This window comes from Marinococcus sp. LNHM3E3-2.2 (genome assembly GCF_056034385.1).
The window spans coordinates 26,689-39,488 of record NZ_JBQLIC010000017.1; the positions used below are offsets into that span (position 1 = coordinate 26,689).

Here is a 12,800-nt window from a genome sequence, read left to right on the forward strand (position 1 = left end):
TTATGTTCCAAAAGGACGGGTCCTTTCAATTTGAAAAAGACAAAGAAGCCGTTTATCAATACTTTATTCAATACGTCAATCAGCACACTGTTTTCTTTCACGATCTGAAAGAAAAGCTCGACTACCTGCTCGAAAATGACTTTTATGAAAAAGAATTCCTCGAGGCGTATTCATTTGAAGAAATTGAGCGCGTCTACAACCTGTGCTATGAAAAGAAATTCCGTTTTCCGTCATTCATGAGCGCGTTTAAATTTTACAATGATTATGCGCTGAAAACCAATGATCAGAAAATGATCCTTGAGCGCTTTGAAGACCGGGTGGCTGTTGTGGCCCTTTATTTCGGCAATGGAAACGCAGAAAAAGCTGAGCAGTTTGCAGAAATGATGATGAGCCAGGATTATCAGCCGAGCACCCCGACGTTCCTGAATGCCGGCAGAAAACGGCGCGGAGAATTAGTCAGCTGCTTCCTGCTGGAAGTAAACGACTCTTTAAATGATATCTCCCGGGCTGTCGATATCTCCATGCAGCTGTCCAAGGTAGGCGGCGGTGTGTCACTGAACTTATCGAAGCTCCGGGCAAAGGGCGAAGCCATTAAGGATGTGGAAAACGCGACAAAAGGTGTCGTCGGCGTAATGAAGCTGCTCGACAATGCTTTTCGTTATGCAGATCAGATGGGGCAGCGCCAGGGCTCCGGCGCGGCATATTTAAATATTTTTCACCGGGATATTCACGACTTCCTGGATTCAAAGAAAATTTCGGCCGATGAAGACGTGCGTGTTAAAACATTATCAATCGGAGTCGTGATTCCGGATAAATTCGTTGAGCTCGCCCGCCAGGATAAAGATATGTATCTGTTCTATCCGCACACAGTGTACCGGGCGTACGGTGAACATCTTGATGAAATGGATATGAGCGAAATGTACGACAAGCTCGTCGAGGACGACCGCGTGAAAAAAGACAAGGTCAATGCCCGCCGCATGCTTGAAAAGCTGGCGATTCTCCGGTCCGAATCCGGATACCCTTACCTGATGTTTCAGGATAACGTCAACCGGGCGCACGCGCTGAATAACGTGTCCAAAGTAAAATTCTCCAACCTTTGCTCTGAAGTCCTCCAGGCGTCTGAGGTATCAAGCTATACGGATTACGGCGAGGAAGATGAAGTCGGCCTAGATATTTCCTGCAACCTTGGTTCGTTGAACATTGCCAATGTTATGAAGCACAAAACGATCAAGGATACAGTGAAGCTCGCCACTGATTCTCTGACCCACGTAGCGACGCATACCAATATTACGAATGCTCCGGCTGTACGCCGCGGCAACCAGATGATGAAATCGATTGGCCTCGGTGCGATGAACCTGCACGGCTTTCTGGCACAGAACCATATCGCCTACGAAAGTGAGGAAGCAAGGGAATTCGCTGATTTCTTCTTTATGGCTGTGAACTTCTATTCCATTCAGCGTTCGATGGAGCTTGCAAAAGAAACAGGAGAGACGTTCTACGGCTTCGAAGGATCCAGTTATGCTGACGGCTCCTACTTTGACAAGTATTTGAACCGTTCTTACCTCCCGTCCTCTGCTAAAATTGCGGACCTGTTTGAAGGCATGGCCCTGCCGGATGCTGAAGACTGGGAAGAGCTGATGAAGCAGGTGCAGACGCACGGATTGTTCCACAGCTACCGCCTGGCAATCGCACCAACCGGCTCCATTTCCTACGTACAGTCGGCTACTGCTTCTGTTATGCCGATTATGGAGCGGATTGAAGAACGGACGTACGGCAACTCGAAAACGTATTACCCGATGCCGGGCCTTGCGCCGGATAATTGGTTCTACTACAAAGCGGCATATGACATGGATATGTTCAACGTTGTGGATATGATCGCAGCTATCCAGGAGCACATCGATCAGGGCATCAGCTTCACTCTCTTTGTGCGTGACACCATCACCACGAGAGACCTGAACCGAATTGATCTCTATGCCCACCATAAAGGTATCAAGACGATTTACTATGCGCGGACAAAAGACACAGGACAGGACGACTGCCTCTCCTGCGTCGTGTAAAGAAAGGAGCATCACCCCATGAATCAAATATTTGACGCAGCCGACTGGTCAAAACAAGACGACGACTTTACGCAGATGTTTTACAGCCAGAACGTAAAACAGTTCTGGCTTCCAGAGGAAATATCACTAAACGGGGATCTGCTCACGTGGAAATATTTATCCGATGAAGAAAAAGACACGTATATGAAAGTACTCGCCGGTTTGACCCTGCTCGATACAGAGCAGGGAAATGTCGGCATGCCAAAGGTTGCTGAGCAGGTGGAAGGCCACCAGCGCAAAGCGGTATTAAACTTTATGGCAATGATGGAAAACGCGGTGCACGCAAAATCCTATTCGAACATTTTCATGACACTTGCTTCTACAGAAGTAATCAATGAGCTGTTTGAATGGGTGAAGGAAAATCCGCACCTGCAGAAAAAAGCTACCCGTATTGTCGAGCAGTACAATAAAATCGAAGACGGGGACGAAATTTCCCTGTACAAAGCGATGGTAGCTTCTGTTTATCTTGAAAGCTTTCTGTTCTACAGTGGTTTCTATTATCCGCTTTATTTCTACGGCCAGGGCAAGCTCATGCAGAGCGGGGAAATCATTAACCTGATTATCCGTGACGAAGCGATCCACGGGGTATACGTTGGTCTTCTGGCACAGGAAATTTACAAGCGCCAGACACCGGAAAAGCAGGAAGAGCTGCGGGAATTTGCCCACGACCTCCTCATGGAGCTGTATGAAAATGAACTGCTTTACACCGAACAGTTGTATGATCCGGTAGGACTGACCTCTGATGTGAAAAAGTTCCTTCGGTACAATGCGAACAAAGCATTGATGAACTTAGGCCTGGATGCGTATTTTGAAGAGGAAGAAATTAACCCGATTGTATTAAACGGCATGGATACAAAAACAAAATCCCATGATTTCTTCTCGATGAAAGGAAACGGCTACAAAAAAGCAACAGTGGAGCCGGTCCGGGACGAAGATTTCATTTTCGACTAACAAAAAAGCCGGGCCTGCGCCTGGCTTTTTTAATGTGTATATAAAAAATTTCCGCTATAATTATAATAAAGTACAGATGAACATCACAAAGAGGTGAAAAGTATGGGTAAAATGGATGAAATGATTGTAGTAGCACCAAGAGAGCAGGTATTTGCACGCGAAGCGCGGGCATTTCACGGGGTGCAGGACGAGCAGGATCAAATTCAGGAAATTATTGGAACGATTGCGGATACATATACGGAAAAAAGGCGGGGAGACGCCGAAGAAGACCCTTCCTGGAAACAGCCGATTCCCTATGTAGTCATTCGAAGGGGAGAACAATTATTCGCATACGAACGGCTTGCAGGCGGAGGAGAAGGAAGGCTGCATAATAAACTGTCCCTCGGGTTTGGAGGGCATATGAATGCTGAATCCGGTGTTTCGACATTTCAGGAGCTGCTGCACACAAATGCTGACCGTGAGCTGGAAGAAGAACTTCATATTTCTTCTCTGGAAGGAGCGGAAATGCAGGCGCTTGGATTGATTAATGATGACGATAACGCCGTCGGTGAAGTGCATCTCGGCATTCTATATACTTTTATTCTTCCGGAGCACGTGGACGTACAGGTCAAAGAAACGGAGCAGATCCGCGGCTTCTGGACAAGCGTGGATGAACTGTCCCAGCCGGATACATATGAGCGGCTTGAGACATGGTCCCAATTTGTTGTAGATATCCTGGATAAATAACAAGAAGCTGTTTCCGGCAAAGGAAACAGCTTCTTGTTTATCTATCCTTTAACTGCTGCAGGGCATCGAGGCCTATCGTCACTGCTTCACTCATGGATTCGCCGCCGCCAAAAGCTGCCGCTACACCCATATACTCTTTGATTTCATCCTCAGAACATCCATGATGGAGACACTGGTCCATATGGTAAACAATGCATGTAGTATCACCCTGATGAACGCCAATAGCAAGAGCTGTCAAATGCTTCTGAGCGGTCGAAACTTCTCCGCCTTCAAAAGCACTCGACGTAAAGCGGTTGTAATTTTTTGCGATTTCCTGATAGGATTCACTGAATTGCTCTATGCCGCGGCGGTATTCGCTTAATATTTCTTTGGCATCAATAACTGCCATAATGTTCACTCCTTTTTAGTATGCTGAAGGGAACATTCCCGCTTCTGGCAATTTCAAACAAAGCACGGCATGGGCTGCCCAGAAAAATTAAAAACTGCCGGAATCCCGGCAGTTTTTCTTTAGTAATATTTGGAGAAAAAGTCGCTTACCTGACCCGGGGTTTTAGCATCTGCGCTATGCAAATGGCCTATTTTTTCCCCGTTCTGGAATACAAGAATACTCGGTATGCCCATTACTTCCTGTTCGCTTGTAATGTCTGGCAGCTGTTCGGTGTCAATTTTATGAAATGGCACGCTGTCAAAACGGTTCAGTACATCGTCTATAAACATATCGAGTCTCCGGCAGTCCGGACACCAGCCTGCTGAAAATTCTACTGCTACCGGTGTTTCTGTTTGTATTGTTTCCTCAAAAGAATTTTTAGATTCAATGCGGTTATTCGTAGTCATTATTTATTCGCTCCTTTCATGCTGTTCTCTATTGTAACAAAGGCATAAAAATGTGCAAAAAAACGAGAAGAATAATGTTTCGACTGGAAATCCCTGTTAGAATAAACATATACATAATCAGCAGCATATTCATTTTTTTCGGGAGGAGGGGGACTGCAATGCGGCTTTTCAACAGGATGGCAGCGTGCGCAGCGGCAGGCATGCTGCTGCTTGCATCGGCCTGTGGGAATGAGGCAGAGGGAGCAGAACAATGGATCACGGAGCTTGAAAGCAACGGACTTTCTATGCAGGAGACAGAAGAAAGCCCTGCGGCCCCGGTATCCATGGATCATGAAAGCGAAATGTGGGAGGAAGACAGCACGAATACAAAAGTAGCGGTTTATGAGTTCGATTCCCGGGATGCGGCTGTACAGGCAGAGGAGCAGTTCCAACAGGAAGTGACTGAAAACGGAGGATGGGAAAATGTTTCCTACCGGACGGCTGTTTCAGGATCCATGTTTTTATACGCCTACAATGAAGATTCCTATGCTTTTTCAGCATTCATGGACAAAGTAACACTCCCGTCCTAACAAGAATATGAAACGCCGGTTCTGCCTTTCAGGCAGGCCGGCTTTTTCGTTTATGAAAAATTTAGGAAAAAAGCAAAAGGTACATTGACATTTAAAACCGGGGTGATAGAATAAAAAATGTAATTGATAATGAATATCATTAATAATTAGACGCAGAACGATGCAATTGTTCTTGGAAATGAAGTGTTTACAGATGAAATGGTGGTACTTACTCGCTCTTCTCGTTCTTCTTTCGGCCGGTTCCCTGTTTATCGGCGTCCAGACGGTGTCGGTTCAGGGGCTGATGGCAGGAAACGAAGACGAATGGCGTACATTGACATCGAGCCGTATACCACGGCTCCTCAGTATTATTATGGCCGGCATGGGGATGGCCATCTGTGGGTTAATCATGCAGCAGCTGAGCCGGAACCGGTTTGTTTCTCCTACTACAGCCGGTACGATGGACTCGGCCCGGTTTGGCATTTTAGTGGCCATGATCTGGTTTGGCGGAGCCACGCCGCTGCTCCGGACCGGCGTAGCTTTTTTATTCGCACTTCTCGGTACGTTTATTTTTATGACAATTCTGGAGCGCGTGAAATTTAAAGATCCCATATTTATTCCATTGGTGGGATTAATGTTTGGGAGTGTTGTAGGCTCCGTCACAACGTTTTTTGCCTTACGGTATGACGTTGTCCAGAACATGTCAGCCTGGCTGCAGGGGGATTTTTCATTAATTGTGAACGGCCAGTATGAGCTCCTGTATGTCAGCCTGCCGCTTATTTTCATAGCTTACATATTTGCCGGACGGTTTACGATCGCCGGCATGGGAGAAGAATTTGCGGTGAACCTGGGGCTGAATTACCGTACAGTCGTCAATCTTGGCATTACCATTGTCGCCGCTGTGACGGCCGTCGTTATATTAACAGTGGGAACCATCCCTTTTTTAGGCCTAGTGGTACCGAACATTGTTGCTATCTACCTGGGGGACAACCTGCAGAAAACGCTGATTCATACCGCACTGCTTGGCGCGGTGTTTGTGCTAGTCTGTGATATTTTTGGGCGGCTGATCGTTTTTCCGTATGAAGTGCCTATCGGTTTAACCGTAGGTGTCCTGGGCAGTTTCTTGTTCCTCTATATGCTGATGAGGAGGAAGAAATATGCGTTTTAATTGGAAGATCATAGGACTGGCTGTTTTGTCGCTTGTTCTCGCCGTCATCTTTATGTTTACAGACGCTGGAGGTAACTGGGATTACGTCCTGGAGCACCGGGCAGAGAAGCTTCTTGCTATGGTTATGACCGGCGGTGCGATTGCTTTTTCCACTGTTATTTTTCAAACGATTACGAATAACCGGATTTTAACACCTAGTATTATAGGTCTCGATTCATTGTATATTTTGCTGCAGACAGCACTCGTGTTCTTTTTCGGTTCCACGTCGGCGGTTGTAGTTAACGGTCCGTTGAACTTTTTCGTATCGCTTGCCTTGATGCTCGGGTTTGCCGTCATTCTTTACTACTTTTTATTTCAGGGGGAGCAGCAGGATATTTTCTTTCTGCTGCTCGTCGGAATTGTCTGCGGAACATTGTTCAGCAGCATTTCAACATTTTTACAGGTCCTCATATCACCAGATGAATTTTTAACGATTCAGGACAATATGTTTGCAAGCTTTAACAATGTGAATACAAATATTCTCGGTATTTCTGCAGCGGCTTTTGTACTGCTGTTTATCTACTCCCTGTCTTTCATGAAATATTTAAATGTTCTCTCCCTTGGGAAGGACCAGGCGGTTAACCTGGGAGTGCCGTATCAATACGCGGTAAAGCGTCTGCTTGTCGTTGTAGTTATGTTTATTTCCATTGCAACCGCGCTCGTCGGGCCTATTACGTTTTTAGGCCTGCTCGTGGCAAACGTTGCTTACGAGCTGATGAAGGATTACCGGCACAGCATGCTGCTTGCGGCTGCTGCGCTTGCGGCTGTGGCATTTCTTATCGGCGGCCAGTTGCTCGTCGAGAGGGTGCTTGGCTTCAACACAGCGATCAGCGTCATTGTGAATTTTATCGGAGGCATTTACTTTATCTATCTGTTATTAAGGGGGAATAAAGCATGGTCCAGGTAATGAATGTAACAAAAAAATATGATGAAACGCCGGTCGTAGACGACGTTTCCGTAACGATTAAGCAGGGACAGATCACCTCATTTATCGGTCCGAATGGGGCGGGAAAAAGTACGCTGCTTGCCATGATCAGCCGTTTGATCGCGAAGGACGAAGGCGAAGTGAAAATCGGGGACAAGGACATTACGAAAACAAAAAGCCGGGAGCTGGCAAAGAAACTGGCGATCTTAAAGCAGTCCAACGAAATGAACGCCCGGCTTACCGTCCGTGAATTAATCTCCTTCGGCCGTTTTCCTTATTCGCAGGGACGTCTGAGCGCAGAAGACTGGAAATATGTGGATCAGGCAATTGATTACATGGAGCTTGAAACGATGCAGGACTCCTTTATTCATCAGCTGAGCGGCGGCCAGCGGCAGCGGGCCTTCATTGCAATGGTTATTGCTCAGGACACCGACTACATTCTGCTCGATGAGCCGCTGAACAACCTGGATATGAAGCACTCGGTGCAAATCATGAAGGTGCTGCGCCGTTTAGTGAAAGACATGGGCAAAACCGTGCTTCTGGTTATTCATGATATTAATTTTGCTTCCTGTTACTCCGATGACATCGTCGCTTTAAAAAATGGGCATATCGTAGCTCAGGGCACCACCGAAGAGATGATGGCATCAGAAGTACTGACAGATATCTATGAAATGGATATGCCGATCTGTCGTATTAACGATCAGAAAATCTGTGTTTACTTTACATAAACACTGCCATCGGCCCGTTGATACGGCGAAAGAGTAACAAAAGGAGGGAGCACCAGCGCATCAGGGCTTGGAAAATAAAATAACTTATCCAGGGGGAATGGAAAAATGAAAAAGAGCAAATGGATGCTTGCGTCAACTGCAGTATTGGGAACAGCACTTATTGCTGCATGCGGAGCTGATAATTCAGAGTCATCAACTGCAGAAGGTGAAAACAGCAGTGCTTCAAATGAGGAAGACACCAATGAAGAAAATGGGGAGGAAAGCAGCGGGGAAGTGACGGTGGAACACGAGCTGGGTGAAACAACAGTACCGGAAAACCCTGAAAATGTCGTCGTGTTTAACTATGAAATGCTTGAAACGCTGGATGAGCTTGATGTAGACGTGGACGGCGTGGCCCAGGAGTCGCTTCCTTCGTACCTGGATGATTACAGCAGCGATGAATATGAAAATATCGGCAGCCTGAAAGAACCGGATTTTGAAGCAATTAACGCAATGGAGCCGGATGTTATTATCATTTCAGGGCGCCAGAGTGATGCCTATGAGGAACTGAGCGAGATTGCTCCGACTGTTTATACAGCAGTGGATACAGAAAATTATATGGAATCCTTTGACAGCAACATGGAAATGATCGGAGAGATTTTCCAGAAGGAAGAGCAGATGCAGGAAAAAGTAGACGAGCTTCATACCCGCATTGAAGATTTAAACGAAAAGGCTGAAGATGCCGGAGAGTCGCTGGTGACGCTTGTAAACGACGGTTCCTTGAGTGTTTATGGCGAAGGATCCCGCTTCGGGCTGATTCATGACGTGTTTGGCGTGCCGGCAGCGGATGAAAATATCGAAGCATCTACACACGGACAGAGTGCTTCCTATGAATACTTAGCGGAAGAAGATCCAGAACACCTCTTCGTCATAGACCGCAGTGCGGTAGTCAGTGAAGGCGGGGAAGAGCAGTCAGCTGCGGAAACTCTCGATAATGACATTGTGAATGAAACACAGGCAGCGCAGAACGATGACATTCATTATCTGGACCCGGAATACTGGTATCTTTCCGGCGGCGGTCTGCAGTCTATGGATAAAATGATTACAGAAATAGAAGAAGCCGTGGCTTCGTCCGAAGAATAATAAAAAATAGTCACGTGCCTGAGGGCATGTGACTATTTTTTGCGTACAGCGATAATCAAAAGAGCAATGGAAATAATCAAAAATGCAGTGAAGGAAAGAAGAGGAATAGTAATAAACCCGAACCACTGCGCTGATTGATCGGAGCAGGAAACCGCGCCGGTGCATTCCGTGGCCTGCTGCAGCACGGGAAGCTTTTGGTAAAGGTAATGATAGCCTGCAAGTAGCATGCCAGGAACAGCAAGAGGTAGCGCATACCATATGACCTGCCGCTCCCCGCGGAAGACAGCCACGCCCAAAATAACTGCGAGCGGGTACATAAGAATGCGCTGATACCAGCAAAGCTCACACGGCGTGTAGCCTAAAATTTCGCTGAACGATAAGCTGCCGAGTGTAGCGGTAATGGCCATTAGCCAGGCCGCACTTAACCAACGATCCATAGGCGTTACTCCCCTGCCTCTTCTTCAATCATATCGAGCAGCTCCTGATAGCTGTCACCTTCAAATAGTTCTCCATTCACAAATACGGAAGGGGTGCTGTTTACACCAAGATCTTCGGCCATGGAACGGTCATTCTCCACGTTTTCTTCATAGGTGCCGTTTTCAAAAGCTTCAATCACTGTGTTTACTTCCTCTTCGGAAGCTGTTGTCTGCAGCAGCTCCGCTAAACGTTCCTGGTTAAAGTAATCGCCGCCTTCATTCTGCGGCTGGTTGGCGAAAAGTGTATCGTGAAAGCTCCAGAAGGCTTCATCCCCGAGTTCGCCATAAACGGCTTCGCTGAATTCTGCCGCTGTAGTGGAATCTTCACTTAGAAATGGGTAATGAACGTAATGGAAAGCGGCATCGCCGGATTCAATAAACTGGGACTCGATTTCAGGAACGACCGATTCGTGAAAATCTTTGCACGCCGGGCACTTATAATCCCCGAATTCAACGACTGTTACCGGGGCATCCTCGTCCCCCTTGAGGGGCTGGCCGCTTGTATCAAGACTTTCTTCGCTGCTCCCGCCGGAATTGTCACTGCTTCCGCCGCCGAAGTTGCCGACAAGAATGATAGCGAGCAAAATCACAGCTATAACGGCTACAATGGCTGCGAATGTACGGCCGGAACTGGGCCTTGGTTTTTTAGACATAGGAAACTCCTTTCGTGGCTATGCTATGTATGTAGTGCTCAATACCTTCATAATTTACCATAAATTGTTGGAAACTCAAGAGTCTTCAAAAAAATGCTGAAAAGAAAGAGAACTGCCCGAAAAGGCAGCTCTCCGTAATATTGCTTATAAATCTGCGTCGGTAACGGCGCCTTTGGCACTTGAAGAAACGAGTTTAGCGTACTTGGCCAGTGCTCCGCGTTTTTCCGGAAGATCCGGGGCCTGCCAGGCGTTTCGGCGTTTTTCAAACTCTTCATCGGAAATATGGAGGTTGATTTCCTGCGTGTCACTGTCAATGGAGATGGTATCCCCGTTTTCAAGCAGGCCGATCGGACCGCCAACACTTGCTTCAGGCGCAACGTGCCCGATAACAAAACCGTGTGAGCCGCCGGAAAAACGACCGTCGGTCATAAGAGCCACTTTACCTCCGAGACCGCGTCCTACGATCATGGAAGTGACAGAAAGCATCTCCGGCATACCCGGGCCGCCCTGTGGGCCGACGTAACGGATAACGAGCACGTCTCCTTCGACGATATCCCCGTCCATGATGGCCTTTGTAGCTGATTCTTCGCTGTTAAAGACTTTTACCGTACCTTCGAACCGGCTGATCTTCTGACCGGACAGCTTGATTACGGAGCCTTCCGGTGCGACGTTTCCTTTTAAAACGACAAGCGGACCGGTCTTTTTAAATGGTTCAGCGATAGGACGGATAATTTCCTGACCTTCCTTGAGGGACGGCACAGCATCAAGGTTTTCTGCAAGCGTCTTGCTGGTTACCGTGAGGCATTCACCGTGCAGGAGCCCCTCCTCATGGAGAAGCTTCATGACTGCCGGCACGCCGCCGATTTCATAAAGGTCCTGCATGACATATTTGCCGCTCGGCTTCAGGTCGGCAATATGAGGGACATTCTGGCGGACGCGTTCAAAATCGTCATAAGACAGGTCCACGTCTGCCGAATGAGCAATCGCAAGAAGGTGTAAAAACGCATTGGTGGAACCGCCAAGCGCCATAACAACCGTAATGGCGTTTTCAAACGCTTTTTTCGTCATAATATCCTTTGGAAGAATGTTATTTTCAAGCAGTTCGATGGTTAATTCCCCGGCCTGTCTGCATTCGGTTTCTTTGTATTCGTAAATCGCAGGCGTGGAGGAAGAACCGGGGATGCTCATGCCAAGCGCTTCTACGGCAGCAGCCATCGTATTGGCTGTGTACATCCCTCCGCAGGCACCAGCACCCGGGCACGCATTGCACTCTACCTGATGAAGCTCTTCATCGCTGATCTGACCAGTCTGGTGCTGGCCGACAGCCTCAAAGGACGAAACAATATCAATATCTTTACCGTTTAGTTTACCCGGCTGAATAGTTCCGCCGTAAACGTAAACGGAAGGAATGTTCATGCGGGCCAGAGAAATGACGCAGCCAGGCGTCGTTTTATCACAGCCGCCGATGGCGACGACCCCGTCGAGACGCTCCGCATTGGTAACAGTTTCAATCGAGTCCGCAATAATTTCACGGCTTGGAAGGGAGTAATGCATGCCTTCATGGCCCATTGCGATTCCGTCAGATACGGTAATTGTGTTGAAAATAAGCGGTGCACCACCGTTGGTGGACGCCCCCTGCTTTGCGTGGCGTGCAAGATTATCGATATGTACGTTACAAGGAGTAACCTCGCTCCACGTACTTGCGATGCCTATCATCGGTTTTTTAAAGTCGTCGTCTGTAAATCCAACGGCCCTGAGCATTGCCCGGTTCGGCGCCCGGTTGGCTCCCTCGCTGATGGCTTTACTGCGGTTTCGTAAATCTTTTTCTGTGTTTCCCATCGCTATGACCCTCTCTCATGAAGTTTCGTCGCAGACAATGTGCATGACGGTTCGCGTGCTCCATACGCAGCACGGGTATTTTTCTATGCATATACAAATGTCTATCTAACAAGGACTATCCACTATCATACTAGGAATAGATGATTGTTTCAACGTAACAGCGGTGGTGAACAAAAGTTATTTCTGACAAATGAAAAAATTAGTATGGGAGATAACTTTACAGACGGATGGGAAAAGGAAAAGGAATTTATTATGATATAGATAACCTATCTCTACTCATGAGAGAAAATGGAGGGAATAACGATGAAAGAACCAGTTGTATGGGCTGTGGCAATGTTGGTTGCGTTTCTCGCTCTGTTTTTAACGGGGACTCTGCAGCTGCAGGGATTCGAAAGTGTTATTATTCAAATGATTGGTTTCAGTGGCATGGTGTTTGCGCTTTTATACAGTGTACTGCTTACACAGAAATCAAACGACGAAAAGGATCAGACATTCAAACGGTGATTGAAGACCGACATTATAATGAAAAAAGCATCCGGGAAGAAAAACCGGATGCTTTTTGTATCTTATTTTGCAGAAGTGGAAGTTTTGTGTGAAAGACGATCCGAGCTTGGCTTGATCGCGGAAGTATCCTGGCGGTTGGCCAGAAATTCCGGACGCGGCTCCTGGCCGCTGAACGGATCGACGAGCTTGTT

At 47.3% G+C, this 12,800-nt stretch carries 14 protein-coding genes; 9 read left to right on the top strand and 5 right to left on the bottom strand.

Annotated features, from left to right (window positions below; genetic code table 11):
* Positions 1-2 precede the first annotated feature (2 nt).
* The 3 genes from nrdE (at position 3) to ACTRXF_RS14810 (ending at position 3,773) form a co-directional block, all read left to right on the top strand.
* Complete coding sequence (gene nrdE, locus ACTRXF_RS14800) at positions 3-2,057, top strand: class 1b ribonucleoside-diphosphate reductase subunit alpha (protein ID WP_474263168.1); 2,055 nt, start codon at positions 3-5, stop codon at positions 2,055-2,057.
* Positions 2,058-2,075: 18 nt separating this feature from the next.
* Positions 2,076-3,047, top strand: coding sequence for a class 1b ribonucleoside-diphosphate reductase subunit beta (gene nrdF, locus ACTRXF_RS14805; RefSeq protein WP_474263014.1), 972 nt, complete (start codon positions 2,076-2,078; stop codon positions 3,045-3,047).
* Positions 3,048-3,149: 102 nt separating this feature from the next.
* Complete coding sequence (locus tag ACTRXF_RS14810; RefSeq protein ID WP_474263011.1) at positions 3,150-3,773, top strand: hypothetical protein; 624 nt, start codon at positions 3,150-3,152, stop codon at positions 3,771-3,773.
* Between the two features lie 37 nt (positions 3,774-3,810).
* On the opposite strand, the gene ACTRXF_RS14815 is transcribed toward ACTRXF_RS14810, so the two are convergent.
* Positions 3,811-4,161 (bottom strand): carboxymuconolactone decarboxylase family protein, encoded by a 351-nt coding sequence (locus ACTRXF_RS14815; protein ID WP_474263009.1) that lies wholly within the window; start codon positions 4,159-4,161, stop codon positions 3,811-3,813.
* 119 nt (positions 4,162-4,280) lie between these two features.
* Complete coding sequence (locus ACTRXF_RS14820; RefSeq protein WP_322526358.1) at positions 4,281-4,607, bottom strand: thioredoxin family protein; 327 nt, start codon at positions 4,605-4,607, stop codon at positions 4,281-4,283.
* 158 nt (positions 4,608-4,765) lie between these two features.
* Between ACTRXF_RS14820 and ACTRXF_RS14825 the strand changes: the two genes are divergently transcribed.
* The 5 genes from ACTRXF_RS14825 (at position 4,766) to ACTRXF_RS14845 (ending at position 9,137) form a co-directional block, all read left to right on the top strand.
* Complete coding sequence (locus tag ACTRXF_RS14825) at positions 4,766-5,176, top strand: hypothetical protein (protein WP_474263006.1); 411 nt, start codon at positions 4,766-4,768, stop codon at positions 5,174-5,176.
* A gap of 193 nt (positions 5,177-5,369) precedes the next feature.
* A complete protein-coding gene (locus ACTRXF_RS14830; protein ID WP_474264236.1) occupies positions 5,370-6,323 on the top strand; it encodes an ABC transporter permease in 954 nt (317 codons plus the stop codon).
* Positions 6,313-7,269: an iron chelate uptake ABC transporter family permease subunit gene (locus ACTRXF_RS14835; RefSeq protein ID WP_474264238.1), complete on the top strand. Its 957-nt coding sequence runs from the start codon at positions 6,313-6,315 to the stop codon at positions 7,267-7,269. Before ACTRXF_RS14830 ends, ACTRXF_RS14835 begins: the two co-directional genes overlap by 11 nt.
* Positions 7,257-8,015 carry an iron ABC transporter ATP-binding protein gene (locus tag ACTRXF_RS14840; RefSeq protein WP_474264240.1) on the top strand — a complete coding sequence of 253 codons (759 nt, stop codon included), beginning with the start codon at positions 7,257-7,259 and terminating at the stop codon, positions 8,013-8,015. Before ACTRXF_RS14835 ends, ACTRXF_RS14840 begins: the two co-directional genes overlap by 13 nt.
* Before the next feature lie 105 nt (positions 8,016-8,120).
* Positions 8,121-9,137 carry a siderophore ABC transporter substrate-binding protein gene (locus ACTRXF_RS14845; RefSeq protein WP_474264242.1) on the top strand — a complete coding sequence of 339 codons (1,017 nt, stop codon included), beginning with the start codon at positions 8,121-8,123 and terminating at the stop codon, positions 9,135-9,137.
* 32 nt (positions 9,138-9,169) lie between these two features.
* Here the strand turns inward: ACTRXF_RS14845 and ACTRXF_RS14850 are convergent, their stop codons facing one another.
* The 3 genes from ACTRXF_RS14850 to ilvD all read right to left on the bottom strand — a co-directional run bounded on the left by ACTRXF_RS14850 (position 9,170) and on the right by ilvD (position 12,105).
* Positions 9,170-9,574, bottom strand: coding sequence for a disulfide oxidoreductase (locus ACTRXF_RS14850; protein WP_474264244.1), 405 nt, complete (start codon positions 9,572-9,574; stop codon positions 9,170-9,172).
* 5 nt (positions 9,575-9,579) lie between these two features.
* Positions 9,580-10,266: a DsbA family protein gene (locus ACTRXF_RS14855; RefSeq protein ID WP_474264246.1), complete on the bottom strand. Its 687-nt coding sequence runs from the start codon at positions 10,264-10,266 to the stop codon at positions 9,580-9,582.
* A 144-nt stretch (positions 10,267-10,410) separates the two neighbouring features.
* Positions 10,411-12,105, bottom strand: a complete 1,695-nt coding sequence (gene ilvD / locus ACTRXF_RS14860) for a dihydroxy-acid dehydratase (RefSeq protein ID WP_474264248.1) — start codon at positions 12,103-12,105, stop codon at positions 10,411-10,413.
* 303 nt (positions 12,106-12,408) lie between these two features.
* On the opposite strand from ilvD, the gene ACTRXF_RS14865 reads away from it, so the two are divergent.
* Positions 12,409-12,609, top strand: coding sequence for a hypothetical protein (locus ACTRXF_RS14865; RefSeq protein WP_474264250.1), 201 nt, complete (start codon positions 12,409-12,411; stop codon positions 12,607-12,609).
* Positions 12,610-12,800: the final 191 nt, after the last annotated feature.

What these genes read in the sequence shown, in the direction of transcription:
- ACTRXF_RS14855 (WP_474264246.1), bottom strand. Translation starts at nt 10,266, where the DNA reads ATGTCTAAAAAACCAAGGCCCAGTTCCGGCCGTACATTCGCAGCCATT.
- ilvD (WP_474264248.1), bottom strand. Translation starts at nt 12,105, where the DNA reads ATGGGAAACACAGAAAAAGATTTACGAAACCGCAGTAAAGCCATCAGC.
- ACTRXF_RS14845 (WP_474264242.1), top strand. Translation starts at nt 8,121, where the DNA reads ATGAAAAAGAGCAAATGGATGCTTGCGTCAACTGCAGTATTGGGAACA.
- nrdE (WP_474263168.1), top strand. Translation starts at nt 3, where the DNA reads ATGTTCCAAAAGGACGGGTCCTTTCAATTTGAAAAAGACAAAGAAGCC.
- ACTRXF_RS14850 (WP_474264244.1), bottom strand. Translation starts at nt 9,574, where the DNA reads ATGGATCGTTGGTTAAGTGCGGCCTGGCTAATGGCCATTACCGCTACA.
- ACTRXF_RS14810 (WP_474263011.1), top strand. Translation starts at nt 3,150, where the DNA reads ATGGGTAAAATGGATGAAATGATTGTAGTAGCACCAAGAGAGCAGGTA.
- ACTRXF_RS14820 (WP_322526358.1), bottom strand. Translation starts at nt 4,607, where the DNA reads ATGACTACGAATAACCGCATTGAATCTAAAAATTCTTTTGAGGAAACA.
- nrdF (WP_474263014.1), top strand. Translation starts at nt 2,076, where the DNA reads ATGAATCAAATATTTGACGCAGCCGACTGGTCAAAACAAGACGACGAC.
- ACTRXF_RS14825 (WP_474263006.1), top strand. Translation starts at nt 4,766, where the DNA reads ATGCGGCTTTTCAACAGGATGGCAGCGTGCGCAGCGGCAGGCATGCTG.
- ACTRXF_RS14835 (WP_474264238.1), top strand. Translation starts at nt 6,313, where the DNA reads ATGCGTTTTAATTGGAAGATCATAGGACTGGCTGTTTTGTCGCTTGTT.
- ACTRXF_RS14830 (WP_474264236.1), top strand. Translation starts at nt 5,370, where the DNA reads ATGAAATGGTGGTACTTACTCGCTCTTCTCGTTCTTCTTTCGGCCGGT.
- ACTRXF_RS14815 (WP_474263009.1), bottom strand. Translation starts at nt 4,161, where the DNA reads ATGGCAGTTATTGATGCCAAAGAAATATTAAGCGAATACCGCCGCGGC.
- ACTRXF_RS14865 (WP_474264250.1), top strand. Translation starts at nt 12,409, where the DNA reads ATGAAAGAACCAGTTGTATGGGCTGTGGCAATGTTGGTTGCGTTTCTC.
- ACTRXF_RS14840 (WP_474264240.1), top strand. Translation starts at nt 7,257, where the DNA reads ATGGTCCAGGTAATGAATGTAACAAAAAAATATGATGAAACGCCGGTC.